The sequence below is a fragment of the Kitasatospora sp. NPDC096128 genome (genome assembly GCF_040303105.1).
Classification (GTDB): domain Bacteria; phylum Actinomycetota; class Actinomycetes; order Streptomycetales; family Streptomycetaceae; genus Kitasatospora.
Map to the genome: position 1 here is coordinate 176,129 of NZ_JBEOSP010000006.1, position 24,855 is coordinate 200,983.

19 protein-coding genes are annotated in these 24,855 nt (G+C 73.6%); 7 read left to right on the forward strand and 12 right to left on the reverse strand.

Translation table 11 applies throughout. The annotated features are described in order from the left end of the window. The first annotated feature begins 71 nt into the window (after positions 1 to 71). Positions 72 to 842, forward strand: coding sequence for a TetR/AcrR family transcriptional regulator (locus ABTY61_RS09625; RefSeq protein WP_350504397.1), 771 nt, complete (start codon positions 72 to 74; stop codon positions 840 to 842). 41 nt (positions 843 to 883) lie between these two features. Here ABTY61_RS09625 and ABTY61_RS09630 read toward each other — a convergent pair whose 3' ends face one another. Next, positions 884 to 1,735 carry a fumarylacetoacetate hydrolase family protein gene (locus tag ABTY61_RS09630; RefSeq protein ID WP_350504398.1) on the reverse strand — a complete coding sequence of 284 codons (852 nt, stop codon included), beginning with the start codon at positions 1,733 to 1,735 and terminating at the stop codon, positions 884 to 886. A gap of 269 nt (positions 1,736 to 2,004) precedes the next feature. On the opposite strand from ABTY61_RS09630, the gene ABTY61_RS09635 reads away from it, so the two are divergent. Continuing rightward, the gene (locus ABTY61_RS09635; protein ID WP_350504399.1) at positions 2,005 to 2,703 is read left to right on the forward strand and encodes an MBL fold metallo-hydrolase; all 699 of its coding nucleotides are present in this window, start codon (positions 2,005 to 2,007) and stop codon (positions 2,701 to 2,703) included. On the opposite strand, the gene ABTY61_RS09640 is transcribed toward ABTY61_RS09635, so the two are convergent. The 7 genes from ABTY61_RS09640 to ABTY61_RS09670 all read right to left on the reverse strand — a co-directional run bounded on the left by ABTY61_RS09640 (position 2,659) and on the right by ABTY61_RS09670 (position 9,630). Next, positions 2,659 to 3,867: a serine/threonine-protein kinase gene (locus ABTY61_RS09640; protein ID WP_350504400.1), complete on the reverse strand. Its 1,209-nt coding sequence runs from the start codon at positions 3,865 to 3,867 to the stop codon at positions 2,659 to 2,661. The genes ABTY61_RS09635 and ABTY61_RS09640 overlap by 45 nt on opposite strands. Before the next feature lie 100 nt (positions 3,868 to 3,967). Beyond that, complete coding sequence (locus tag ABTY61_RS09645; RefSeq protein WP_350504401.1) at positions 3,968 to 4,957, reverse strand: ABC transporter substrate-binding protein; 990 nt, start codon at positions 4,955 to 4,957, stop codon at positions 3,968 to 3,970. A 77-nt stretch (positions 4,958 to 5,034) separates the two neighbouring features. Continuing rightward, complete coding sequence (locus tag ABTY61_RS09650; RefSeq protein WP_350504495.1) at positions 5,035 to 5,787, reverse strand: amino acid ABC transporter ATP-binding protein; 753 nt, start codon at positions 5,785 to 5,787, stop codon at positions 5,035 to 5,037. Positions 5,788 to 5,852: 65 nt separating this feature from the next. Then, a complete protein-coding gene (locus ABTY61_RS09655) occupies positions 5,853 to 6,890 on the reverse strand; it encodes an amino acid ABC transporter permease (RefSeq protein WP_350504402.1) in 1,038 nt (345 codons plus the stop codon). 43 nt (positions 6,891 to 6,933) lie between these two features. After that, on the reverse strand, positions 6,934 to 7,881 hold the full coding sequence (locus ABTY61_RS09660; RefSeq protein ID WP_350504403.1) for an ABC transporter substrate-binding protein: 948 nt from the start codon (positions 7,879 to 7,881) through the stop codon (positions 6,934 to 6,936). A gap of 100 nt (positions 7,882 to 7,981) precedes the next feature. Then, positions 7,982 to 8,479: a GNAT family N-acetyltransferase gene (locus ABTY61_RS09665; protein WP_350504404.1), complete on the reverse strand. Its 498-nt coding sequence runs from the start codon at positions 8,477 to 8,479 to the stop codon at positions 7,982 to 7,984. Next, complete coding sequence (locus tag ABTY61_RS09670; RefSeq protein ID WP_350504405.1) at positions 8,476 to 9,630, reverse strand: LLM class flavin-dependent oxidoreductase; 1,155 nt, start codon at positions 9,628 to 9,630, stop codon at positions 8,476 to 8,478. The genes ABTY61_RS09665 and ABTY61_RS09670 overlap by 4 nt, the downstream gene beginning before the upstream one ends. A 686-nt stretch (positions 9,631 to 10,316) precedes the next feature. Here ABTY61_RS09670 and ABTY61_RS09675 point away from each other — a divergent pair. Both ABTY61_RS09675 and ABTY61_RS09680 read left to right on the forward strand, forming a co-directional pair. Further along, positions 10,317 to 11,282 (forward strand): amino acid ABC transporter permease, encoded by a 966-nt coding sequence (locus tag ABTY61_RS09675; RefSeq protein ID WP_350504406.1) that lies wholly within the window; start codon positions 10,317 to 10,319, stop codon positions 11,280 to 11,282. Next, positions 11,279 to 13,204 carry an FAD/NAD(P)-binding protein gene (locus ABTY61_RS09680; protein ID WP_350504407.1) on the forward strand — a complete coding sequence of 642 codons (1,926 nt, stop codon included), beginning with the start codon at positions 11,279 to 11,281 and terminating at the stop codon, positions 13,202 to 13,204. Before ABTY61_RS09675 ends, ABTY61_RS09680 begins: the two co-directional genes overlap by 4 nt. 73 nt (positions 13,205 to 13,277) lie before the next feature. Here the strand turns inward: ABTY61_RS09680 and ABTY61_RS09685 are convergent, their stop codons facing one another. Continuing rightward, complete coding sequence (locus ABTY61_RS09685) at positions 13,278 to 15,134, reverse strand: serine/threonine-protein kinase (RefSeq protein WP_350504408.1); 1,857 nt, start codon at positions 15,132 to 15,134, stop codon at positions 13,278 to 13,280. A gap of 83 nt (positions 15,135 to 15,217) precedes the next feature. Next, the gene (locus ABTY61_RS09690) at positions 15,218 to 17,116 is read right to left on the reverse strand and encodes a serine/threonine-protein kinase (RefSeq protein ID WP_350504409.1); all 1,899 of its coding nucleotides are present in this window, start codon (positions 17,114 to 17,116) and stop codon (positions 15,218 to 15,220) included. Between the two features lie 159 nt (positions 17,117 to 17,275). On the opposite strand from ABTY61_RS09690, the gene ABTY61_RS09695 reads away from it, so the two are divergent. Beyond that, a complete protein-coding gene (locus ABTY61_RS09695; protein ID WP_350504410.1) occupies positions 17,276 to 19,561 on the forward strand; it encodes an FdhF/YdeP family oxidoreductase in 2,286 nt (761 codons plus the stop codon). 75 nt (positions 19,562 to 19,636) lie between these two features. On the opposite strand, the gene ABTY61_RS09700 is transcribed toward ABTY61_RS09695, so the two are convergent. Beyond that, positions 19,637 to 21,139 (reverse strand): C40 family peptidase, encoded by a 1,503-nt coding sequence (locus tag ABTY61_RS09700; RefSeq protein WP_350504411.1) that lies wholly within the window; start codon positions 21,137 to 21,139, stop codon positions 19,637 to 19,639. A 425-nt stretch (positions 21,140 to 21,564) separates the two neighbouring features. Between ABTY61_RS09700 and ABTY61_RS09705 the strand changes: the two genes are divergently transcribed. Continuing rightward, positions 21,565 to 22,746 (forward strand): inorganic phosphate transporter, encoded by a 1,182-nt coding sequence (locus ABTY61_RS09705; RefSeq protein ID WP_350504412.1) that lies wholly within the window; start codon positions 21,565 to 21,567, stop codon positions 22,744 to 22,746. 26 nt (positions 22,747 to 22,772) lie between these two features. Then, positions 22,773 to 23,021 carry a hypothetical protein gene (locus ABTY61_RS09710; protein ID WP_350504413.1) on the forward strand — a complete coding sequence of 83 codons (249 nt, stop codon included), beginning with the start codon at positions 22,773 to 22,775 and terminating at the stop codon, positions 23,019 to 23,021. Positions 23,022 to 23,148: 127 nt separating this feature from the next. Here ABTY61_RS09710 and ABTY61_RS09715 read toward each other — a convergent pair whose 3' ends face one another. Beyond that, entirely contained in the window at positions 23,149 to 24,705 is a 1,557-nt protein-coding gene (locus ABTY61_RS09715) for an MDR family MFS transporter (protein WP_350504414.1), read from the reverse strand. Positions 24,706 to 24,855 lie beyond the last annotated feature (150 nt).

Consider the following 24,855-nt stretch of genomic DNA (forward strand, 5'->3'; position numbering starts at 1 on the left):
CAAACATCCGTTCGGAAAGATCCGGCGCGCGACAGGTCCCGATCGGTCCGACGCCCATTACGCTGACCGCCATGGAAGCCCGCCCCGCCACGGCAACCGACCCGGTGCCCGCCCCGGCCGCCCCCGCACCGCGCCCGCGCCGCTCCGGCTACCGGCGGCTGCCGGTGGAACAGCGGCGCGAGCAGCTGATCGCGGTCGCCCTGGAACTGTTCGCCGCCCGGCCGCCCGAGGAGGTGAGCCTGGACGACGTCGCCGAGGCCGCCGGCGCCTCCCGACCGCTGGTCTACCGCTACTTCGCGGGCGGCAAACAGCAGCTGTACGAGGCCGCGCTGCGCACCGCGGCCGACGAGCTGACCGGCCGGTTCGCCGTCCCGCCGGCCGGGCGGCCGTCCGAGCAGCTGGCCTCCGCGCTGGACGGCTACTTCGCCTTCGTGGCCGAGCACGACGCCGGCTACTCGGCGCTGCTGCGCGGCGGTTCGGTGGTCGAGACGGCCCGGACCACGGCCATCGTGGACGACGTCCGGCGGGCGGCGCTCCGGCGGACCCTGCGGTACCTGGGCGTGCGCGAGGCCGGGCCGCGGCTGACGCTGCTGGTGCGCTCGTGGATCGCGGTCGTCGAGGGGGCGTCGCTGAGCTGGCTGGACGAGGGGCGCGCGCTGCCGGTGGAGGGACTGCGGGACTGGCTGGTGGACCAGTTCACGGCGATGGCGGCGGCGACGGCGCTGCACGATCCGCAGACCGCGGAGGTGCTGGCGGGGCTGCTCGCGCTGGAGGGGCCGCGGGCGGAGCGGGCCGAACGGCTGCGGGCGGTGCTGGGCGGCGCCTCCCCGGACGCGCCCTGACGGCACTCCCGACCCCCGTGCCAAGGGTCGGGCGGCGTGGGTCAGGCCTTGCCGAACACCTGGCGCTGACGGCCGAGGCCGTCGATCTCGATCTCGACGACGTCGCCCGGGGCGAGGAACGACCTGCCCGGGTGGCCCAGGGTGACCCCGGCCGGGGTGCCGGTGACCATCACGTCGCCGGGCTCCAGCACCATGAACTGGCTTGCGTAGCGGACGAGTTCGAGCACCGGGAAAATCATCTCCGCGGTGCTGCCGTGCTGCCGCCGCTCGCCGTTGACCCACAGCCGCAGGGCCAGGGCCTGCGGGTCGGCCACCTCGTCGGCGGTGACCAGCCAGGGCCCCAGCGGGGTGAAGGTCTCGGCCGACTTGCCCTTGTCCCACTGGCCGCCGCGTTCGAGCTGGAAGGCCCGCTCGGTGACGTCGTTGGCGATCGTGTAGCCGGCGATCACGGCGGCGGCCTCGGCGTGCGAGTCCAGGTAGCGGGCGGTACGGCCGATCACGATCGCCAGCTCGGCCTCGTAGTCGGTCTTCTCGCCGCCGCGCGGCACCAGCACCTCGTCGTAGGGGCCGACCACGGTGGAGCTCGGCTTGAGGAAGACCACCGGCTCGTCCGGGATCGCGGCCCCGGCCTCGGCCGCGTGGTCGCGGTAGTTGAGCCCGATGCCGACCACCTTGCCCGGCCGGGCCACCGGCGCGCCCACCCGCAGGCCGGCCAGGTCCACCACCGGCAACGCGCCGGCGGCCACCTCCCGGGCCAGCTCGGCGGTGTCCAGCCGGGCGAGGAAGACCCCGTCGAGGTCGCGGGCCCGCCCGGAGAGGTCGTACGCGGTGCCGTCCTCTCCCAGCACGACCGGGCGCTCGGCGCCCGGGGGTCCGACGCGGAGGAGCTTCATCGATCCGTCACCAGCCTTTCGTCGCAGCTCACCGGGGCGGCGCGGACACCGCTCCCGAGTCCGGCAACGAGGTATATCAACGGCCCGGGCCGGTGGACCAGACCATCCCGATGGGCGGATTCTCATCAAATCGCACGAAGCCGTGGGGGCCCGAATCGGCGACCCCTACGGTTGACAGCGCCCCGCGCCCCGGCGGATCCGCCGACGGCCGACCACGCCCAGGGCGAACGTCCGTGTGTCGCGGCGCCGCAGGGCGCAGGATCCTGGGCATGGAGATCACCCGGGTACGCGACGAGTTGCACATGATCAGTCTGGAGTTCGGCACCGCCTACCTCTGGCGGGACGACCACGGCCTCACCCTGGTCGACACCGGCATCGCCGGATCCGCGGACGACGTCGAGAAGGCCGTCCGCACCATCGCACCGGAGCCGGCCGCCGTGCGCCGGATCGTGCTCACCCACCACCACGAGGACCACACCGGCTCCGCCGCCGAGCTGGCCCGCCGCTGGTCCGCCGAGGTGGTGGCGCACCGGCTGGAGGCACCGGTGGTCCGGCGCGAGCAGCCGCCCGCGCCGCCCGTGCTCAGCCCCTTCGAGCAACAGCTGTGGGACGGGCTGCCGCCGATCCCGCCCGCCGAGCCCTGCCCGGTGCACCGCGAGGTCGAGGACGGGGACGTACTGGACATCGGCGGCGGCGCCGTGGTGGTGCACGTGCCCGGGCACACCGACGGCAGCATCGCCCTGCACCTGCCCGGCCCCGGAGTGCTCTTCACCGGGGACGTGGTGTCCAACGTGCAGGGGCGGACCGCGCCCGGGGTGTTCCACACCGACCCGGCGCTGGCCCTCGCCTCCTTCCACCGGCTCGCCGCGCTGCCGGTGGAGACGGCCGTCTTCGGCCACGGCGACCCGATCGCCGCCGGCGCCTCAGCCGCGCTGCGTGCCGCCGCCGAGCAGCACCCGCAGGTCTAGCGCCCGCCCCGGGCCCGGGCCGAGCCGGTCGGCCTCCCGCCGCCAGTGCGCGAGGTCGCGCCGCAGGTCGGACCGGGCCTCCGGGGCGGTGCCGGGCTGCTCGGCCAGCGCCTCCAGCAGGGCGACGGCGGCGGCCCGACGGCCGTCCCGGGCCAGCCAGAGGGCCAGGTCGTGGCAGGTGCGCAGGGTGCGCGGGTCGGCCGGGCCGCAGATCCGGACGAAGTCGGGGACGAGCTGCAGCAGCATGTCCACCGCGTCCCCGGCCCGGCCCTCGGCGCCGTGCTGCCAGGCCTGGTCGGCCCGGCGGCGCAGCTGCTCCGGGCTGGGCCCCGCCCCCTGCATCCCGGGCCGGATCCCGCGCAGCCGCTCCAGCACCTCGGCGGCGTCGGCGGGCCGGTCCGCGGGCCGCTTGGCCAGCAACTGGGCGACCAGCTCGGCCAGTTCCGGGTCCTTGCCGCGTACCCGGGGCGGGGTCTCGTCCATGTGCTTACGCATGTACTCGTACGGCGAGTCGCCGCGGAACGGCCGCCGGCCGGTGCTGACCTCGTACAGCATCACGCCGAAGGCGTAGAGGTCGGCCCGGCCGTCCACGGTGCCGCCGGACCAGCACTCGGGCGCCAGGTAGGGGACGGTGCCGACCACGCTGCCGGTGGAGGTGAGCCCGGTGGACTGGGCGAGCAGCCGGGCGATGCCGAAGTCCAGCACCTTGGCGCGGTCCCCGCTGTCCGCGATCATCACGTTCTCCGGCTTGATGTCCCGGTGGATCACCCCGCTGCGGTGCGCGACGTCGAGCGCCTCGCAGATCTGCGTCATCCAGGCCAGCGAGCGGCCGTGGTCCGGCAGACCGTCCTTGAGCACCGCGGACAGCGGGCGGCCGCGGACCAGCTCCATCACCAGGTAGTGGATCTCCCCCTCGACGTCGGTGACCCGGCCGTAGTCGTGCACCGTGACGATGTACGGGTTGGAGAGGTTGCCGGCCAGCTTGGCCTCGCCGACGAACCGGCCGACGGCCTCCCGGTCGGCCGCGTGCTCGGGCAGCAGCAGCTTGACCGCGACCGGCCGGTCCAGCACGGTGTCGGTCGCCCGCCAGACCACGCCGAAGCCGCCCTTGCCCAGCCACTCCTCCAGCCGGTAACGGCCGCCGAGCACCTTCCCCTTGCGCATGCCCTCCCCCAACGTGCCCCCGCCCGAACGGCGTTCGCCGTCGGAGGGGTCACCATAGCGGCGGGCGGGGACGAACGGGTGAACGGAGTTCTCCTCGGTGTCACGCCTTCGGCTTGGGCAGGCCGACGGGGTTGATCTCGGAGGTCGGGACGGCCTCGCTCTCCAGGCCCCAGCGCTTGAGCACCTGCCCGTACGTCCCGTTCTTGATCACCTCGTTGAGCGCGCCGTTGAGCGCCTTGACCAGGCCGTTGTCCTTGTGGGTGGTCGCCGCGATCTTGCCGAGGACGTCCGCGCCGCCGCCCGAGTAGGTGCCGACCACCTCGGTCTCGCCGGTCTGCACGGCGTGGAAGGCGAGGCTGGGGTTGGGGCCGGTGTAGACGTCGATCCGGCCGGAGGAGAGCGCCAGGTAGTACTCGGTGCCGGAGAAGTACTTGATGTCGATCGGCTTGAGGCCGTTGCGGACGTTCTCCTCGCTCCAGGAGATCAGCAGCTTCTCCTGGTTGGTGCCGGTGGCGACGCCGACGGACCGGCCGGCCAGGTCCTTCGCGCCGGTGACCTTGATCCCGCTGCCCTTCTTGGTCTCGAAGCCGAGGACGTCCAGCCGGTAGGTGGCGAAGTCGTACTTCTCCTTGCGCTCCTCGGTGACGGTGATGTTGGACAGGCCCGCGTCGTACTTGCCGCTGTCCAGGCCGACGAAGATGTTCTCCCAGGAGACCGGGTTGAGCTCGACCTTGAGGCCGAGCACGTCGCCGATCAGCGAGGCGATGTCCGGCTCGACGCCGATGATCGTCTTGTCGTCGTTGGCGTAGAAGTCCAGCGGCGGGGTGGTGCCGATCGAGTCGACGACCTTCAGGGTGCCTCTCTTCCTGATCTCCTCCGGGACCAGCGCCGCGATCGCGTCGACCTTTGCCGTGGAGACCCGGTTCTGCTGCGGCGACAGGTTCACCACGGTGCCGTTCGGCGCCGTGCTGCCCTTGGCCGGGGCGAGCTCCGCCGAGGCGCCGTTCGCACCGCTGCTGCAGCCGGCCAGGACGAGGGCGGCGGCGAGCGAGCCGGCGGCGGTCACGAGGGCGCGACGGGGTAGGGACATGGCGGAACTCCTGCTCGGGTGAAGGGGGTTCGGGGAGAGGGAAGGACGGGGAGAGGGAAGGGACGGGGGGCGGCGTGTTACAGCACCTTGGCCAGGAAGGCCCGGGTGCGCTCGTGCCGCGGACGGTCCAGGAGCTCGGCGGGCGGGCCCTGCTCGACCACCACCCCGCCGTCCATGAAGACCACCGTGTCGGCGACCTCGCGGGCGAAGCCGATCTCATGGGTGACCACGATCATCGTGGTGCCGCTGCGGGCGAGATCCTTGATGACGTCCAGCACCTCGCCGACCAGCTCGGGGTCGAGCGCCGAGGTGGGCTCGTCGAACAGCAGCACCTTGGGCTCCAGGGCCAGCGCCCGGGCGATCGCCACCCGCTGCTGCTGGCCGCCGGACAGCTGCCGGGGGTAGGCGGCGGCCTTGTCGGCCAGCCCGACCCGCTCCAGCAGCGCCAGCGCCGCCGCCCTGGCCTCGGCCCGGGGGCGGCCCAGCGCGGCGATCGGCGCCTCGACCACGTTCTCCAGCACGGTCAGGTGCGGGAAGAGGTTGAAGTTCTGGAACACGAAGCCGATGCCGGTGCGCTGGCGCAGCACCTCGCGCTCCTTGAGCTCGTACAGCCGGTCACCGGCGCGCCGGTAGCCGATCAGCTCCCCGTCGATCGCGACGTAGCCGCGGTCGAGCTTCTCCAGGTGGTTGATCGCCCGCAGCAGGGTGGACTTGCCGGAACCGGACGGGCCGAGCACCACCGTGACCGAGCCGGCCGGGACGTCCAGGTCGACCCCGCGCAGCACCTCCAGCCGGCCGAAGCTCTTGTGCAGGCCGCGGACCTGCACCATCGGGGCGGCCCCGGCGGCGTCGGCGCGGTCGGCCGGCGGGGTCGGGTCGGCCTTGGTCAGCGTGGTCACGGGGTTCCTCCGGAGGTGCGGGCGGCAGTACGGGCGGCGGTACGGGCGTCCGCACGGGCGGGCAGGCCGCCCAGCAGCGTCCGCAGCCGCCGCAGCGGGGTGGGCGGCGGGGTGCGCCGGGCGCCGCGGGCGAAGTAGCGCTCGACGTAGTACTGGCCGATCGACAGCACCGTGGTCAGCACCACGTACCAGACCGTGGCCACCATCAGCAGCGGCACCACCCGGCCGGTCCGGCCGTAGATCACCTGGGCCTGGTAGAAGAGCTCGCCGATGGCCATCACGTAGACCACCGAGGTGCCCTTGAGCAGCGAGATCACCTCGTTGGCGGCGGCCGGCAGGATCCCCCGCATGGCCTGCGGCAGCACGATCCGCCAGGCCTGCCGCCAGCGCGGGATGCCGAGCGCGGCGGCGGCCTCGCGCTGGCCGGCCTCCACCGCGATGATGCCGCCGCGGATGATCTCGGCGGCGAACGCGGCCTGGTGCAGTCCGAGGCCGAGCACCGCGGCGCCGAGCGCGCCGAGCACCCCGACCGTCTCGAAGTCGCCGAAGGTCGGGCCGAACGGGATGCCGAAGCCGAACCGCTTGTAGAGGTAGGAGAGGTTGAACCAGAACACCAGCTGGACGATCAGCGGGATCGAGCGGAACACCCAGACGTACGCCCAGGCGATGGTGCGCAGCACCGCGCTGCGGGACAGCCGCATCCCGGCCACCACGGCGCCGAGCGCGAAGCCCAGCACGGTGCCGTAGGCGGTGAGTTCGAGGGTGCGGCCGATCGCCTGGAGGATGGTGTCGGCGGTGAAGTAGAGCCGGAAGGTGGCCCAGTCCCAGCCGGGGTTGGTGGCCAGGCCGTGCAGGAACTGGAGCAGGACGACGAGGGCGGCGGTGCCGGCCGCCCAGCGCCACGGGTGCCGGGCGGGGACGGTCCGCAGGCCGTCCAGCTCCTCGGCGTCGAGCCCGGGGCCGGGGGCGGCGACGGGTCTGGGCGGGGACGGCGCTGCCGGGGTGCTGGGCGCCGCCGGCGTACTGGTGGTCATCGGAGGACTCCTTCAACGGGCCGGTGGGTAACAGGCCCGCCGGTCACGGGTGTTCGGGCGGACTGATCTGCGACTCCTTGATCGCCGAGTCGGCGAGCCCCCACTTCCGCAGGATCCGCTCGTACGTCCCGTCCTTGATCAGCTGGTTGACCGCCGCCTGGAAGGCCGGGGTGAGCGGGGAGCCCTTCTTGAAGGCGAAGCCGACGTCCAGCCGGTGGAACTCGTTGAGGAAGCGCACCCCCGCGGCCTCCTGCGCGGCCTGGTGGCGCAGCCCGTTGATGGTGGACATCTCGACGTCCACCCGGCCCTGCTGGAGGCCGGTCAGCAGCGCGCCGCCCTCGCTGAACGCCTTCACCTCGTAGGGCTTCTTCCCGGCGTCGGTGCAGACGTTCTTCTTGGTGTTGAGCGTGGTCTCGAAGGTGGTGCCGGCGCCGGTGCCGATGGTCAGCCCGCAGAGCTGGGCCAGGTCGGTGACCGGCTGGATCGCGGTGTTCTCCTTCTTCACCGCGAAGCCCTGGCCGTCGTCGATGTAGGTGACGAAGTCGATGGTCTTCAGGCGCGCGGTGGTGACCCCGAAGTTCCCGGTGCCGACGTCGAACTTGCCGCTGTCCAGGGCGGGCAGGATGGTCTCGAAGGCGGCGTCCTGGCGCTGCACGGTCAGGCCGAGGACCTTGGCCACGGCGTCGGTGAAGTCCACGTCGACCCCGACCGGCTTCTTGGTGGCCTGGTCGGCGTAGTAGGCGCTGGGCGGGGCGCCGAAGGACGAACCGAACTTCAGCACCCCGGACTTGCGCACCTCCTCGGGCAGCAGCGCGGCGGCGGCCTCCGACTTCCCCAGGCCGGAGACGACGTCCTCGGTGGCGGTGGCGGCCGGCCCGCCCGCCCCGGCCGGGCCCCCGATCTTCGGGTCCGAGCCGCACGCGGCCAGTGCCAGGACCGGCAGCAGGGCGGTGGTCGCGAGGAGGCGGCGGCGGACGGTGGTGGTTCTCACGGGGGGCCTTTCAGTGGGGCGGGGCGGGCCGGTGGGCCCGGCCCGGGGCGGATCAGTGGACCGGGACCAGCGCGGGCCGGTGGGCCGGGACCAGCGCAGGTCAGTGGGCCGGGACCAGCGCGGGCAGGGGCTTCTCGAAGGGGAGCGGGCCGATGGTCAGCGGATCGGCGGTGACGTCGAACAGCGGGGTGTAGCCGGCGGCCAGGTAGAGGCCCTTGGCCTCGGGCTGGCGCGGGCCGGTGGTGAGGTAGACGCGGCGGTAGCCGACGGCCGCGGCGGTCCGCTCCAGTTCGGCGAGCACCCGGCGGGCCAGGCCGCGGCGACGGTGCGCGGAGTGGGTCCACATCCGCTTCACCTCGGCGGTGTGCTCGTCATACCGCTTGTACGCGCCGCCGGCCACCGGTTCGCCCTCCTCCAGCAGGAGCAGCAGCACTCCGTGCGGCTCGGCGAAGGCGTCGACCGGGTAGCGGGTCATCTCCTGGTGGGCGTCGGGGCCGTAGCGGGTGACGTACTCGTGGGTGAGTTCGCGCAGCAGCGGTTCGACCAGCGGGTCCGCCAGGGTGACCCGCCGGAACTCCCGGGCCGGTGCCGGGCTCACGCCTGCACCGCGATCAGCTGGTGCCGGTCCCGCTCGGCGCGGGCCGCCGCCTCGGCCTTGGCGGCGTCCCGCTTGGCGACCTCCTCGCGGACGATCGGGATGACGTACCGGCCGAAGTCGATCGCGTCGTCCAGCAGGTGGTAGCCGCGGGCGGAGAGGATGTCCACGCCGAGGTCGTAGTAGTCCAGCAGGGCCTGGGCGACCGTCTCCGGGGTGCCGACCAGCGCGTTGGAGTTGCCCGCCCCGCCGGTGGCAGCCGCGGTCGGCGTCCACAGCGCGCGGTCGTAGCGCTCGCCGGCCTCGGCGATCTCGATCAGCCGCTGGGAGCCCGTGTTCTCCGGCTGGGCGGTGGCCGGACGGCGGCGGGGGGCGAGTTCCCCGCTCTCCCGGCGGGCCCGGATGGCGGCCACCGTGCGGTGCGCCTTCTCCCAGGCCAGTTCCTCGGTCGGCGCGATGATCGGCCGGAACGCCACCTGGATCCGCGGCAGGTCGGTCCGTCCGGCGGCCCGGGCCGCCTCCTTCACCCGCTCGATCTGCTCGGCGGTGCGGGCCAGCGGCTCGCCCCACAGGCAGTAGATGTCGGCCTCGGCCCCGCCGGCCGCGTAGGCGGCGTCCGAGGAGCCGCCGAAGGAGACCGCCGGGCGCGGCTGCTGGACGGGGAAGACGTCGGAGACGAAGTCGTTGAAGCGGTAGTGCGGGCCCTCGTGGTCGAAGGGCTCCCGGCTGGTCCAGGCCTTCTTCACGATGCCGATGTACTCGCGGGTGCGCTCGTAGCGCTGGTCCTTGGTGAGGAAGTCGCCCTCGCGCTGCTGCTCGTGGTCGGTGCCGCCGGTGATGAAGTGGACGGTCAGCCGGCCCTCGCTGATCCGGTCGAGGGTCGCGAAGGTCTTGGCGGCGAAGGTCGGGTACGAGACGTTCGGCCGGTGCGCGAGCAGGATCTGCAGCTTGTCGAGGTGCGAGGCCAGGAAGGCCGCCGCCGCCGCGGGCTCCGGGGAGCCGGAGCCGTACGCGAAGAGCACCCGGTCCCAGCCGTGGTCCTCGTGCGCCCGGGCCAGCCGCAGGGTGTAGTCGCGGTCGAAGGAGGCGGTGGTGCGCGGGCTGGTCTCCGAACCGTCGCCGGTGGCGGCGATGCCGAGGAATTCGACGGGCATGGCGGAACCTTTCGGGGTGGGCTGACTCCGGTGGGCCGCGGGTGGGCGGACCGGAGGCGGCCGCGGTGGGGCGCGGCCGCCTGGCACGGGGAGGTGCGGCGGTGACGGGGTACGAGGGAGCGGGGGCGCGAGCGGAGGAGGACGCGAGGGAACTGCCGGAGCGCAGAACGAGGGTGGTGACGTGCGAGGCGGCAGCGTGCGCCTGACGGTCCGTCAGCTGGTGCGACGGACGACGGTTCCCGGCCCGCGACGGGGCACACCGAGGGAGGACTCCCCGAAGGGGATCAGGGCCGGACGGGCGGCCCGCTGCCGGGTCAGCCGCGACACGCCGCGGACCACACCCGACCGAAGTCGATGTGGTCGCGGGTGACCAGGGGCTGCTCGGCGTACATGGGTTCAAGTTGAGCAGTCGGCCGAGCGGTACGTCAACCATTCATCATTGCCGCACTGTTGCGATCTCCTGTCGCTCTTCCTACGCGCCGCGGGCGGCGGTGACCGCACCCCGCTCCGCGATCCGATCGTCCACCGATCACCCTTGACAGCCGTCGATCGCGCATGCGTACGATCGAAGCGGAGTGCAGTGCGCTGCGCCGACCGCGTTGAGGGACGCGGGCCGGCGCCCGAGGGCCCGTACGCGATCACACCCGTGCCTCTCCCCGCCCGCCCTCCGCCCAGGAGCCGCCGCCATGGCCACCCCGCAGGACGTCCTGCCCTCAACCGCCCCCGCCCCCGCCCTTGTCGAGGGTTCACCGCCGACCCCGGCCCCCGAGGCCCGGATCGTCGCCCGCCGCAAGCCCGGACAGTGGATCGCCGCGGCCGTCGCCCTGCTGCTGGCCGCGATGGCGGTCGGCTCGGTGATCCGCAACAAGGCCTTCCAGTGGAGCGTGGTCGCCGACTGGTTCACCGCCCGGTCCGTCCTGGACGGCCTCACCCTGACCCTCTGGCTCACCGCCGTCACCCTCGCCCTGGGCTTCGTCTTCGGCACCGTCCTCGCCACCATGCGGCTGTCCACCAACCCGGTGCTGCGCACGCTCAGTTGGGGCTACATCTGGATCTTCCGGTCCACCCCGCCGCTGGTGCAGCTGCTGTTCTTCTTCAACATCGGCGCGCTCTACCCGACCCTCGGCCTCGGCATCCCCTTCGGCCCCGAGTTCGTCACGGTCAAGACCGTCAACCTGATCGGCCCCACCCTGACCGCCGTCATCGGCCTCACCCTGCTGGAGACCGCGTACGCCGCCGAGGTGATCCGCGGCGGCATCCTCTCGGTCGACCGCGGCCAGCTGGAGGCCGCCGCCGCGCTCGGGCTCGGCCGGTGGCGGGTGCTGCGCCGGATCGTGGTGCCGCAGGCGATGCGCGCGATCGTGCCGACCGCCGGGAACATGCTGATCGGCGCGCTCAAGGGCACCAGCATCGTCAGCGTGCTGGCGGTCTCCGACCTGCTCTACTCGGTGCAGCTGGTCTACCTGCAGTCCTACCAGGTCATCCCGATGCTGATGGTCGCCACCCTCTGGTACCTGGTGGTCACCACTGTGCTGTCGATCGGCCAGTACTACGTCGAGCGCCACTTCGCCAAGGGCGCCACCCGGGACGGGCTGCCGCCCACCCCGCTGCAGCGCGCCCGCGCCGCCTTCGGCAAGGTGGTCCGGGCATGACGACGCTCGTGATCGTCGGCGCCGGGCCGCGCGGCACCGGCCTGCTGGAGCGGATCGCCGCCAACGCCGCCGAACTGCTGCCCGCCGACCGGCCGTTGGAAATCCACCTGGTCGACCCGCACCCGCCCGGCGCGGGCCGGATCTGGCGCCACGACCAGTCCCCGCTGCTGCGGATGAACTCGATGGCCGAGGACGTCACCATGTTCACCGACGAGCGCGCCACCATCGAGGGCCCGGTCCGCCCCGGCCCATCGCTGGCCGAATGGGCGCTCCGGCAACGGGAGTTCGCCCCCTACCGGGAGGTCGCCAACCCGGCCGTCCGGGCCGAGCTGGACGCCCTGGCACCCACCGACTTCCCCACCCGGCGCGCCCAGAGCGCCTACCTGGACTGGGTGTTCCGCCGCGCCGTCGCAGACCTGCCGGCCCACATCACGGTCACCGTGCACCGGAGCACCGTACGGCGGATCGACGGACCGGCCGACGGACCGCAGACCGTCCACCTCGACGGCGCCACCCTCACCGCCGACCACGTAGCCCTCACCCTGGGCCACCTCGACTCCGCCCCGCACCCCCGGTACGCCGACGACGCCGCCTTCGCCGCCCGGCACGGCCGCTTCCACCTGCCGCCCGCCTTCTCCGCCGACGCCGAGGCCGAGTTGGCCCGGATCGCACCCGGCGAGCAGGTGGTGCTGCGCGGCTTCGGCCTGGCCGCCGTCGACCTCCTCGCGATGCTCACCGAGGGGCGCGGCGGCCGCTTCGAGCCCACCGGCGAGGGGCCCGCCCTGCGCTACCTGCCGTCCGGCCGCGAACCGGTGCTGCACCTGGGCTCCCGGCGCGGCGTGCCCTACCACTCCAAGACCGGCTACCGGCTCCAGGGGCCGCCCGCCCCGCTCCCCCGGTACTTCGACGCGGCCGCCGTGGACGCCCTGCTCGCCACCGGCCGGCCGCTCCGACTCCGGGGCGACGTCTGGCCGTTGATGGCCAAGGAGATCGGCTTCGGGCACTACCACGAACTGTTCCACGCCCACCCGGACCGCACCGCGCTGCCCTGGCCCGACTTCCTGGCCCGGTACGACCGGCACGACTGGTACTCACCGGAACTCACCGCTCTGGTCACCGAGGCCGTCCCCGACCCGGCCGACCGGATCGACTTCGAACGGCTCGACCACCCGCTGGCCGGGCTCGAACTCGGCTCCGCCGAGGAGCTCCAGGCCCATCTGCGCGGGTACGTCACCGCCGACGCCGACCGCCGCGCCGACCCGGCGCACAGCGCCGACCTGGGCGCCTTCCTCGCCCTGCTGTCGCTGTTCGGCCAGCTCCCCCGGATCCTGGCCTCCGGCCGGCTCACCGCCCGCTCGGTCGCCGAGGACGTGGACGAGTGGTTCTTCGGCTACTTCAGCTTTCTCGCCTCCGGCCCGCCCGGCTTCCGGCTGCGCCAGCTGCTCGCGCTCTCCGAGGCCGGGGTGGTGCGCTTCCTCGGCGCCGGCGTACGGGTCGAACGGGACGAGGCCACCGGCACCTGGCGGGCCTCCGGCGCCACCGTGCCCGGCCACACCGTCACCGCCACCGCACTGGTCGAGGCCTACCTGCCCAAGCACGCGCTGGCCCGCACCCTCGACCCGGTGCTGGGCGAACTGCACCGCGCCGGACGGGTGTCGGAGGAGGTGGTGAGCGACGAGGAGCACACCCACCGCTCCGGGCTGGTCACCATCGACCCCGCCGACAGCCGACTGATCGACCCGGCCCTGGGCGGCGCCCCGCACCCGCGCCGCACCGCGCTCGGCCCGCACACCAGCCTGCGCGCGGCCGCCGCCTTCGCCCGGCCGCGCACCAACTCGCCGGGCTTCCGGCAGAACGACGCCGCGGCCCGCGCCCTGCTGCGAGCCCTGGCGGCGCTCCCGGCGGCGGTGCTGGCGGCCTGAGGGCCGGGACGGGCAGGACGGGCGGGCGGGACGGGAGCGCGCGCAAGGGCGGGGCGGGCGGGCGGGGCGGGCGCTACGGGCCGAAGGCCTCCTCCACCAGGTCCTCGTCCGAGACGTACGGCGGCGCGGAGACCACCCGCTCCGCGACGCCCTCGGCACCAGTCCCGCGCTCCAGCTCGCGGACCAGCTCCGGAACGGGCTGCCCGACCTCCCGCAGCCGCCGGACCAGTCGCAACGCCCGCTCGCGCTCGAGCTGCGGCCGCCAGGCGCGGGCGACCCGGTGCGGCCAGCGGTGGAACCGGGCCCGCTTCCGGTACTCAGCCAGGTCGGCCCGGGCCCCCATGCAACGCCGGTCGACCGGTCCGTGGACCTCGACCAGTTGGGGCAGCAGCTCCTCCAACTGCTCGGCGGCGCCCTGGAAGTCGCCCCGCCGGGCCCGGCAGGCCGCGAGGTCGGCCCGGGCCCGGAGGACGAACGGCCCCCGCGGTCCCCCGGCGAGCTCCAGCGCGGGCAGGAGTTCGGTCAGCAGGCGGATCGCGGTGACCGTCCAGCCGCTCTCCCGAACCAGCGCGACCAGCTCCCACCGGACCTCCAGTGCGACCGGATCGGCCGCGCCGAGGGCCCGCCCCAGCTCCCCCGCCAGGTCCTGCAACAGTGCGACCGCCGCGGCGGGCCGCTCGGACCTGCCGAGGTACCGGGCGAGGTCCCGGCGGGCGGCGACCACCTCCGGGTCGACCCCGCCGAGCGCCCGCACGGCGGCCTCCACCGCCGGCCTGAGGTGGTGCACGGCCAGTGCGGGCCGCTCGTCCCGTGCCGCCCGTTCGGCCTTCGCCAGCCGGGACCGGACAGCCGCCTCGTCCTCGACGGGCTCGGGCGGCGGGACGGGCTGTCCGCGCCGGGCGGTGCCGGGCACCGGCTGGAGGTAGTGCAGCGCGGGCCGCCCCACCGGCCGGAGCACCGGCTGCTTCGGCTCCCGCGCCTGGACGCGCCGCCGGACCGGCTCGACCAGCTCGACGGGCGGGGTCGCGGGAGCCTGGTCCGCCGCCGCCGTCCGGTCCGCCCCGGTCCGGGTGGCGGCGGGCGCCGGCGGCGGCTCCCGGCCCTCCGCCAGGTCCGCGAGCCGCTGGGCGACCGTCCGGGCGTCGGCCGGCCTGTCCGCCGGCTCCTTCGCCAGCAACTGGGCGAGCAAGTCGGGCAGTCGGCGCGGCAGCCGGTACTTCACCGGATCCACCGGCGGGGGCGGCTCGTTGAGGTGCTGGTACATCAGCACCGGCGTCGAGTCACCGCTGAACGGCCGCTTCCCGGTGAAGAGTTCGACCAGCACGCAGCCCAGCGCGTAGAGGTCCGCCCGGCCGTCCACCCGGCCGCCGTTCCACCGCTCCGGCGCCATGTACGGCGGGCTGCCGATCACCGTTCCGACGGTGGTCAACCCGCTGGCACCGGTGTCCAGTTGGGCGATGCCGAAGTCCAGCACCTTCGGGATGCCGTCCTCGGTGACCATCACGTTGTCCGGCTTGATGTCCCGGTGCACCATGCCCGCGTCGTGCGCGGCCGCCAGGGCCTCACAGATCTGGCGCGCCCAGCGCAGGCCCTGCCGCGGATCCGGCCGGCCCTCCCGGATCACCTGGGTCAGGGTGCGGCCGGTGAGCAGCTCCATCACCAGGTAGGTGACCTGCTGGTCGTCGGACTCGCTGTGGCCGAGGTCGTGCACGGTGACGATGTGCGGGTGCGAGAGGTTGCCCGCCGCCGACGCCTCCCGGGCGAACCGCAGCGCGGCCTTCGCCTGGTCGCCGTCGTCGTGCCGGATGACCTTGACCGCCACCGGCCGCCGCACCCGGGTGTCCTCGGCCCGCCAGACCACCCCGAACCCGCCCTGGCCGAGCTTCTCCCGCAGCTCGTACCGGCCGTCCAGGACCTCACCGACTCGCACATGCCCTCCCCCGTCGGCCGTGTACCCACCGACTCTAGCGGGGGCGTCCGGCGCCACCGCGCCGCCGGCCTCAGCCACCGGCCTCAGGGGCCGAAGATCTCCTCCACCAGGTCCTCGTCCGAGACGTGGTCCGGTGCCTCGAAGACCAGGTCGGCCACGCCCTTGAGGCCGATGCCCCGCTCCAGCGCGGCGACGCAGGCGGCGCCCTCCTGGTCGGTGCCGAAGTCCCACACCCGCAACCGCCGGACCAGCACCAAGGCCTCGATCGGGCTCATCCTCGGCGCCCGGCGGCGGTGGCCGCCGCCCTTGCGGCCGGCCTGGGCGAGCCGCTGCTGGTAGCCGGCCAGGTCCTGCCAGGCCTGGACGGTGCTCGGGTGGTGGTCGCCCAGCGTCCGGGCGAGGTCGGGCAGCAGCGCGTGCAGTTGCACCACCGCGCCCTGGAGGTCGCCCCGGTTGGCCTGGTGGACGGCGAGGTCGTGCCGGCCCTTCAGGACCCGGCTGTCCTGGGGGCCCCAGGCCGCGGTCAGGTCCGGCAGCAGTTCGCGCAGCAGTCGGATCGCGGTGACGGCCGAGCCGCTCTCGCCGATGCACCAGGTGAGGTGGTAGCGGGCGCCCAGGGTGTCCGGATCGGTCGGGCCGAGCGTGGCGCGCATGTCGGCCACGACACTGGTCAGCAGCCGGATCGCGCCGTCCAGGTCCCCGGTCCGACTGAGGTACCAGGTGAAGTCCCGCCAGGCGCCCAGGGTGTCCCGGTCGCCCGCGCCGAGCGCGGTGACGCTCTCCTGGGCGATCGTCTGCAGCAGGATCGCCGACTCGCCCGCCGTCGCGGCCCGGTACGCGGCCGAGCGGCGCGCGCGCAGCCCGTCCCGCACGGCGTCCCCGGCCGCCCCGGCGGCGATCACCGGCGGGGTGGTCAGCGGGGACAGCACGGGAGCCGAGGGCGGGACGGGCTGCGCAGGCGGCGCGACCGGTGCGGGAACGACGGGCGGCGCCACCGGAGCGGGCGGCACCACAGGCACCACAGGCACTACCGGCACCACCGGTGCCACTGGTGCCACCGCGACAACAGCAGCCGGAGCACCGGAGCCGCCCGCAGCCGCCCGGTCCACCATCGTCGGCTCCGCCGCCACCGCCCCCGCCCCGCCGCCCGGCCACCCGGCCAGCTCGGCGAGCCGCCGCTCGACCGTACGGGCGTCGGCCGGCCGCTCCGCCGGCTCCTTCGCCAGCAGCTCCGCGACCAGCCCGGCCACCTGCGGCGGCAGCCCGAACTGCGCCGGATCCAGCGCCGGCGGCGGCTCGTTGAGGTGCTGGTACATCAGCACCGGCGTCGAGTCACCGCTGAACGGCCGCGCCCCGGTGAAGAGTTCGACCAGCACGCAGCCCAGCGCGTACAGGTCCGCCCGGCCGTCCACCCGGCCGCCGGTCCACCGCTCCGGCGCCATGTAGGCGGGGCTGCCGACGATCGTCCCGGTGGTGGTCAGCCCACCGGCGCCGGTGTCCAGCTGGGCGATGCCGAAGTCCAGCACCTTCAGGTGCCCGGCGTCGGTGACCATCACGTTGTCCGGCTTGATGTCCCGGTGCACCATGCCGGCGTCGTGCGCGGCCGCCAGGGCCCCGCAGATCTCCCGCCCCCAGCGCAGGCTGAGCGCGGGGTCGGGCAGGCCGGCCCGGAGCACCTCGGTCAGGGTGCGGCCGGTGAGCAGCTCCATCACCAGGAAGGTGACCTCCTGGTCGCCGAGTTCGCTCTGCCCCAGGTCGTGCACGGTCACGATGTGCGGGTGCGAGAGGTTCCCGGCCGCGCAGGCCTCCCGGACGAAGCGCAGCGCGGCCTTCGCCTGGTCGCCGCCGTGGTGCCCGATGACCTTGACCGCCACCGGCCGCCGCATCCGGGTGTCCTGGGCCCGCCACACCACCCCGAATCCGCCCTGACCGAGCTTCTCCTGCAGCTCGTACCGACCGTCCAGGACGTCTCCGACTCGCACGCGCCCCTCCCCCTCCCGTTGTGACGCCCAGACTCTACCGACGGCCCTCCCTCTCGACGACCGACGGCCCTCCCCACCTGATGGCCCAGGTGGAAGGATGGGCGGAGAGCCCGCAACGGTGCGACGGCTCGCAGCAGCACAGCCCCGAGGAGCGCAGTCATGGCCAAGCAGGCCCCGCAGAGCGACCCGGTGCAGGACGCCCCCGAGGTGTCCGCACCCCAGCACGCGGCCGCCGGCCTGCCCGCCGTCGGTCACAGCCTGCGGATGGCCGCCGAGCAGATGGGCGCCCGGCGCACCCTCGCCACCCTGCTCAAGGTCAACCAGCCGGACGGCTTCGACTGCCCCGGCTGCGCCTGGCCCGAGCCGGACAAGACCCACACCGCCGAGTTCTGCGAGAACGGCGCCAAGGCCGTCGCCGAGGAGGCCACCGAGCGCCGGATCCGGGCCGAGTTCTTCGCCGCCCACCCGGTCGCCGACCTGGCCGACCGCTCCGGCTACTGGCTGGGCCAGCAGGGCCGGCTCACCCAGCCGATGCTGCTGGACGAGGGCGCCACCCACTACACCCCGGTCTCCTGGGACGACGCCTTCGCGCTGATCGCCGAGGAGCTGCGCGCCCTGGACACCCCGGACGGCGCCGCCTTCTACACCTCCGGCCGCACCAGCAACGAGGCCGCGTTCGCGTACCAGCTGTTCGCCCGCCGGCTCGGCACCAACAACCTGCCGGACTGCTCCAACATGTGCCACGAGTCGTCCGGTTCGGCGCTCACCGAGACGCTCGGCGTCGGCAAGGGCAGCGTCAGCCTCAAGGACCTCTACCAGGCCGACCTGATCATCGTGGCCGGCCAGAACCCGGGCACCAACCACCCCCGGATGCTCTCCGCGCTGGAGCGCGCCAAGCGGGCCGGTGCCACCGTCGTGAGCGTCAACCCGCTGCCGGAGGCGGGCCTGGAGCGGTTCAAGAACCCGCAGAACGCCCGCGGCCTGGTCGGCCCCGGCACCAAGCTGACCGACCTGTTCCTGCAGATCCGCCTCGGCGGGGACTTGGCGCTGTTCCGCGCGCTCAACCGGATCATCCTGGAGCGGGACGGCGTCGACCGCGCCTTCGTCGCCGAGCACTGCCACGGCTTCGAGGAGTTCGAGGAGCAGGCCGGGAAGACGGACCGGGACGAGGTGCTGGCCGCGACCGGCCTGCCCTGGGAGCAGATCGAGGAGCTCGGCCGGCTGGTACTGGCCTCGAAGAAGATCATCGTCTGCTGGGCGATGGGCCTCACCCAGCACAAGCACGCCGTGCCGACCATCCGCGAGGTGGTCAACTTCCTGCTGCTGCGCGGCAACGTCGGCCGCCCCGGCGCCGGGGTGTGCCCGGTGCGCGGGCACAGCAACGTCCAGGGCGACCGCACCATGGGCATCTTCGAGCGGCCGTCGACGGCGTTCCTCGACGCGCTGGGCCGGGAGTTCGGCTTCGAGCCGCCGCGCGAGCACGGCCTCGACTCGGTCGACACCATCCGGGCGATGCGCGACGGCAAGGTCAAGGTGTTCTTCGCGATGGGCGGCAACTTCGTCGCCGCGACGCCGGACACCGAGGTCACCGAGGCCGCGATGCGCCGCTGCCGGCTGACCGTGCACGTCTCCACCAAGCTCAACCGCTCGCACGTGGTCACCGGCGCCCGCGCCCTGATCCTGCCCACCCTCGGACGCACCGACCGGGACGTCACCACGGCCGGCGCCCAGTTCGTCAGCGTCGAGGACTCGATGGGCCAGGTCCACTCCTCCCGCGGCGGCCTGCGCCCGCCGGCCCCCGGCCTGCTCTCCGAGACCGCGATCGTCTGCCGCCTCGCCCGGAGCGTCCTCGGCCCGCAGGACACCGTGCCGTGGGAGGACTTCGCGACCGACTACGACACCCTGCGCGCCCGGATCGCCCGGGTCGTGCCGGGCTTCGAGGACTTCAACGAGAAGGTCCGCCGCCCCGGCGGCTTCACCCTCCCGCACGGCCCTCGCGACACCCGGACCTTCCCCACCGCCACCGGGAAGGCCAACTTCACGGTCAACCCGCTGACCGCCCCGGAGGTCCCGCCGGGCCGCCTGCTGCTGCAGACCCTGCGCTCCCACGACCAGTACAACACCACGATCTACGGCCTGGACGACCGCTACCGCGGCATCAAGGGCGGCCGCCGGGTCGTCCTGGTCAACCCGGCCGACGCCGCCGAGCTCGACCTCGTCGAGGGCCGGTACGTCGACCTGGTCAGCGAGTGGACGGACGGCACCGAGCGCCGTGCCCCGCACTTCCGCGTCGTGCACTACCCGGTCGCCCGGGGCGGCGCGGCGGCCTACTACCCCGAGACCAACGTGCTGGTGCCGCTCGACTCCACCGCGGACATCAGCAACACCCCCACCTCCAAGGCCGTCGTGGTCCGCTTCGAACCCGACAGCGGCGCCGCCGGGTAGCGAGGCGCCCCCGGACGGCACGGAGGCCGCCCCACGTCCGGTGACGTGGGGCGGCCTCTCCCGGTGGGTGCCGGGTCAGTGCAGCAGGCCGCCCAGGCCCAGCGGCAGCGTGGCCGTGGGGCTGCCCGGCGCGGAGGCGCCGGACGAGCCGGTGGCGCCCGGGGTGCCCGTACCGCTCGGGGTCGGGGTACCGGTTCCGGTCGGGGTCTGGGTGGGCTTGTCGCTCGGCGTCTGCGTCGGCGTACCGGTCGGGGTCTGCGTCGGCGTGCCGGTGGGCGTCCCGGTCGGCGTGCCCGGGTCGGTCGGCGTCGGCGTGCCGGTGCCGGTGGGCGTCCCGGTCGGGGTGCCGGTGCCGCCCGGGGCGGGCGTGGCCGGGGTGCCGCCGGGGGCCGGCGGGGCCGGGGTCTGGTTGGCCGGGCTGGGCGCGATCGGGGTGACGGAGTCCCAGCCCTTGGGCAGGTCCGGCACCTTCCAGGCGCCGCCGGCGTCGTCGGCCGCGCCGTCCGGGTCGGGCCGGACGGCGCCGAGGATCGCCATCGAGCCGATCGGCGAGACCTTGATGAAGGCCCCCGGCCGCGGCGCCTGGACGATCAGTCCGCCGCCGATGTACATCGCGACGTGCGAGGCGTCCTGGAAGTAGACGACCAGGTCGCCGGGCCGCAGCTGGTTGAGCGGCACGTGCTGGAGCTGCGCCCACTGCTCCTGGCTGGTGCGCGGGATCGCCTTCCCGGCGTGCAGCCAGGCCTGCGAGGTGAGGCCGGAGCAGTCGTAGGAGTCCGGGCCGGTGCCGCCCCACAGGTACGGCTTGCCGATCTGGGCGAGCGCGAAGGCGACGGCGCCGCGACCGGTCAGCGAGGGGGTGCGCTCGCCCTTGCCGAGGGCACCGGAGGCGAGGAAGGCGAGCTGGGCCTCGTCGGCCTTGGCCTTCTCCAGCTGTTCGAGTTCGGTGCGCTGCGCACCGGTGAGCGAGGAGACCAGCTGTTCGACCGAGGCGAGGTCGGCCGCGACCTTGGCCTTGGCGGCGTCCTGCTGGACGACCAGCGCCCGGGAGGCCTTGAGGGCCTCCTCGGTCTGCTTCTTCAGGCCGTCGAGCGACTCCCGGTCGGCCTTCAGCTTGTCCAGGAACTCGGACTGCGAGCGGCTGGCCGCGGCCAGCAGTTCGGCGATGGTGACGGCCTCGTACGGGTCCTTGGAGAGCAGGAGCTCGGCGTAGGCGGAGGAGGCGCCGTTGCGGTACTGGGCGGCGGCGAGCTGGGAGGCGATGTCCGTCCCGGCGTCGACCTGCTTCTGCTGCCGGTCGAGCCGGCCCTGGAGGTCGGTGAGCGCGGTCTGCTGCTCGGCGACCTTGGCGACCGTGCCGTTGTACTGCTCGGTGGCGGCCTCGGCGCTCTGGTAGAGCCCGTGCAGCTGGTCGAGCAGCGGGCCGAGGGTGGCCTTGGCCGCGGCGAGCGGGTCGGTTCCGGGGGCGGCGGCGATGCCGGCGCCCGGGTCGGGTGCGGCGTAGGCGGCCTGGGTGGCGACCGGCAGTGCGAGCGCGGCGGCCGCGAGGACGGCCCCGCACCTCAGGGCCGCCCGCACCCAGGGGCGTACTCCTGATCTCTCCGTGCGCTCTCCAGCCCCGCCCATGGGTGGTCCTCCCCGCCCTTGCCCTTGCCCTGCCCGGTGGCGCCGTCCGCGGGCTCCCCCGGGGACGATCCCGCAGATCCTCCCACGGGTTACTCGGCGGAAACAGAGCGCACGCGGACCAGGAGGTTAATTCTCGATTGAACTGTCGACCGGAGCGGCATCTGTGAGACAGCTCTCAGCAAACGGGGACGAACCAGGATGTTCTCCGCTAATGTCCAGCTCAGCGCGGTCCAGGTCACCCCTCCGAAAGCTCCCGGCCATCGGTGGGCCACCAACGGAACCACGATTCCCGGCTCAGTTCACCTTCCGTTTACCAAACAGACCTACGGTCGCGACGTCACCAACGTCCGTGCGACAACTACGACGATTGTTTGGGTATGGAACACATCTCGTTCCTGGTAGCCGTTGTGATCATCACAGCGCTCGCCTTCGACTTCACCAACGGGTTCCACGACACCGCGAACGCGTCCGCCACCGCGATCGCGACCGGGGCCCTTCGTCCGAAGGTCGCGGTCACCATCGCGGCCCTGCTGAACTTCGCAGGCGCGTTCCTGTCGGTGAAGGTCGCCACCACCATCTCCGGCGGCATCGTCAACGAGAAGGCCGGCATCCACCCCGAGGTGATCTTCGCCGCCCTGGCCGGCGCGATCCTCTGGAACCTGCTGACCTGGCTGCGCGGCCTGCCGTCCAGCTCCTCGCACGCGCTGTACGGCGGCCTGATCGGCGCCACGATCGTCGGCGTCGGCATGAACGGCGTCAACTTCGACACCGTGATCACCAAGATCATCATCCCGGCGGTCGCCTCCCCCCTGGTCGCCGGCCTCGCCTCCTGGGGCGCCACCAAGCTGGCCTACGCGATCACCCGCAAGGGCAACGGCGCGGCCACCGACAAGGGCTTCAAGACCGGCCAGATCTTCTCCTCCTCGCTGATCTCGCTGGCGCACGGCACCAACGACGCCCAGAAGACGATGGGCATCATCACCCTGACCCTGGTCTCGGTCGGCGCCCTGCCGCACGGCGCGCTGCCCCCCACCTGGGTGATCGTCTCGGCGGGCGCCGCGATCGCGCTCGGCACCTACATGGGCGGCTGGCGGATCATCCGCTCGATGGGCAAGGGCCTGGCGGACATCAAGCCGCTGCAGGGCTTCGCCTCCGAGTCGGCCGTCTCGACGGTCATCCTGACCTCCTCGCACATGGGCTTCGGCCTCTCCACCACCCAGGTCTGCACCGGCGGCATCATGGGCGCCGGCCTCGGCGGCCCGAAGCCGGAGCTGCGCTGGAGCCTGGTCCGCCGCATGGTCTACACCTGGGGCCTGACCCTGCCGGCCGCCGGCCTGGTCTCCGGCGGAGCGGCCGTGCTGGCCCGCCAGGGCAGCTGGGGCGTCGCCGTGGTCGGCGCCGTACTGGTGGCCGGTTCGGCCACGATGTGGATGATCTCCCGCCGCCAGCCGGTCAGCGCGGACAACGTCAACGACGTCCCCGAGGTCACCCCCGTCGAGGTCACCACCACCCCGGCCACCGCCGCCCCCACCCCCGCCTCGACCACGGTCGCGGCCTGAGCGCCGCAGGCTGAGGAGTCCTCACCATGCACATCAAGTGGAACGCCCTGGCCCAGACCGCCGGCATCAGCTTCGGCGTCACCGTCGCCGTGGTGGCCGTCTTCGCCCTCGGCATCCTGGCGCTGTCCCGCCGGGAGGCCGCGCTGAGCTCCCGCGAGGCGGGCGGCCGGGCGACCGGCGGCGGCAGGCCCGCCCTGCTGGCCGGCGCGTACGCCTGCTTCGCGCTCTGCGCCTGCGCCGTGGTCTACGGACTGGTGCTGATCGCCGCGCCGTAAGGCGTGGCGGCACCCGCGCCGTAGCAGCACCCGCGCCGTACCGGCGCCCGAACAACGCCGACGGCCGGGGAGAGTTCGACTCTCCCCGGCCCGTCGGCATTCGCACCCGCGCGTTCCCCGTCGCCGGTCAGCCCTCCTGGGTGGTCCTCAGCGCGGTCTCCCGGATGAACAGCACGGTGACGAAGGCCAGCGCCGCGAAGGGCGCGGCCCAGAGGAAGACGGTGCCGACGCCGTGGCCGAAGGCGTCGGTCACCAGCGGCAGGATGGGGGCCGGCAGCTTCGCCAGGTCCGGGATGCCGCCGCCGGCCGCCGCGTGCCCGGCCGGGATGTGCGCCGCGGCCAGGTTCTCGGTCAGGTAGTGGCCGACCTTGTTGGTCATCAGCGCGCCCAGCGCGGAGACGCCCATCGCGCCGCCCATGGTGCGGAAGAAGGTGACCACGGAGCTGGCGGCGCCGAGCTCGTGCCGGGGCACCGTGTTCTGCACCGCGAGCACCAGGTTCTGGCTGGTCAGGCCGAGGCCGATGCCGGTGAGCGCCATGTAGAGCGAGAGCAGCCCGTAGCCGGTGTCGACCCGGACGGTGCCGAGCAGGCCGAAGCCGATCGCGAGCAGCGCGGTACCGGTGACCAGGTAGGCCTTCCACTTGCCGTACTTGGTGATCAGCCGGCCGGCCACGGTGGAGGAGGCCGCCAGGCCGAGGATCATCGGCAGGGTCATCAGGCCGGCCATCGTCGGGGACTTGTCCCGGGCGAGCTGGAAGTACTGGCTGAGGAAGGTGGTCGCGCCGTACATCCCGACGCCGACCAGCACGCTGGCGATCGCGGCCAGGGTGACGGTGCGGTACTTGAACAGCGACGGCGGGATGATCGGCTCGGCGGCGCGGCGTTCGACCACGACGGCCAGCGCGGCCAGCAGCAGGCCGCCGCCGACCATCGCCGCGGTCTGCCAGGACAGCCAGGCGTAGTCGGTGCCGGCCAGGGTGATCCAGATCATCAGCAGGCTGACGGCGCCGGTGATGACCAGCGCGCCGAGGTAGTCGATCTTCACCGAGCGCTTGACCACCGGCAGCTTGAGGGTGCGCTGCACCACCAGGATCGCGGCCAGCGCGAACGGGATGCCGACGTAGAAGCACCAGCGCCAGCCGAGCCAGGAGGTGTCGACGATGACGCCGCCGATCAGCGGGCCGCCGATGGTGGCGAGGGCGAACACGGCGCCGAAGTAGCCGCTGTACCGGCCGCGCTCACGCGGCGGGACCATCGCGGCCAGGCAGATCTGGCCGAGCGCGACCACGCCGCCGGCGCCGATGCCCTGAAGGGCGCGGCAGGCGATCAGCTCGCCGGTGTTCTGCGAGAGGCCGGCCAGCGCCGAGGTGGCGATGTAGATCAGCAGGGCTATCTGGAGCAGCAGCTTCTTGCTCGCCAGGTCGGAGAGCTTGCCCCAGATCGGGGTGGAGGCGGTCAGCGTGAGCAGGGCCGCGGTGATCACCCAGGTGTAGGCGGACTGGCCGCCGTGCAGGTCGGTGAGGATGTGCGGCAGGGCGTTGGAGACGACGGTCGAGGAGAGCACGGCCACGAACAGGCCGAGCAGCAGGCCGGACAGTGCCTCCATCACCTGCCGGTGGGTCATCGGACGGTCGTCGACGGCGGCGGCGGCGGTGCCGGTCGAGGCCTGGGTGGTCGCGGTCATCTGGGTCCTTCGGCGAGGCGGGCGGAGTGGGGGCGCGGTGGGCGGGGGTGCGCGGGCACGCGAGGGCACGCGCGCATGAAATTTTGTTGCCTTAAGCAACCATACGACCGATGGTTGACTAAGGCAACTTTCTTCAAGCTCCAGTAAAGT

Bases quoted from the DNA above. Each gene is read 5' to 3' on its own strand.
- ABTY61_RS09625 (WP_350504397.1), top strand. From the start codon at position 72: ATGGAAGCCCGCCCCGCCACGGCAACCGACCCGGTGCCCGCCCCGGCC.
- ABTY61_RS09630 (WP_350504398.1), bottom strand. From the start codon at position 1,735: ATGAAGCTCCTCCGCGTCGGACCCCCGGGCGCCGAGCGCCCGGTCGTG.
- ABTY61_RS09635 (WP_350504399.1), top strand. From the start codon at position 2,005: ATGGAGATCACCCGGGTACGCGACGAGTTGCACATGATCAGTCTGGAG.
- ABTY61_RS09640 (WP_350504400.1), bottom strand. From the start codon at position 3,867: ATGCGCAAGGGGAAGGTGCTCGGCGGCCGTTACCGGCTGGAGGAGTGG.
- ABTY61_RS09645 (WP_350504401.1), bottom strand. From the start codon at position 4,957: ATGTCCCTACCCCGTCGCGCCCTCGTGACCGCCGCCGGCTCGCTCGCC.
- ABTY61_RS09650 (WP_350504495.1), bottom strand. From the start codon at position 5,787: ATGGTGCAGGTCCGCGGCCTGCACAAGAGCTTCGGCCGGCTGGAGGTG.
- ABTY61_RS09655 (WP_350504402.1), bottom strand. From the start codon at position 6,890: ATGACCACCAGTACGCCGGCGGCGCCCAGCACCCCGGCAGCGCCGTCC.
- ABTY61_RS09670 (WP_350504405.1), bottom strand. From the start codon at position 9,630: ATGCCCGTCGAATTCCTCGGCATCGCCGCCACCGGCGACGGTTCGGAG.
- ABTY61_RS09675 (WP_350504406.1), top strand. From the start codon at position 10,317: ATGGCCACCCCGCAGGACGTCCTGCCCTCAACCGCCCCCGCCCCCGCC.
- ABTY61_RS09680 (WP_350504407.1), top strand. From the start codon at position 11,279: ATGACGACGCTCGTGATCGTCGGCGCCGGGCCGCGCGGCACCGGCCTG.
- ABTY61_RS09695 (WP_350504410.1), top strand. From the start codon at position 17,276: ATGGCCAAGCAGGCCCCGCAGAGCGACCCGGTGCAGGACGCCCCCGAG.
- ABTY61_RS09705 (WP_350504412.1), top strand. From the start codon at position 21,565: ATGGAACACATCTCGTTCCTGGTAGCCGTTGTGATCATCACAGCGCTC.
- ABTY61_RS09710 (WP_350504413.1), top strand. From the start codon at position 22,773: ATGCACATCAAGTGGAACGCCCTGGCCCAGACCGCCGGCATCAGCTTC.
- ABTY61_RS09715 (WP_350504414.1), bottom strand. From the start codon at position 24,705: ATGACCGCGACCACCCAGGCCTCGACCGGCACCGCCGCCGCCGCCGTC.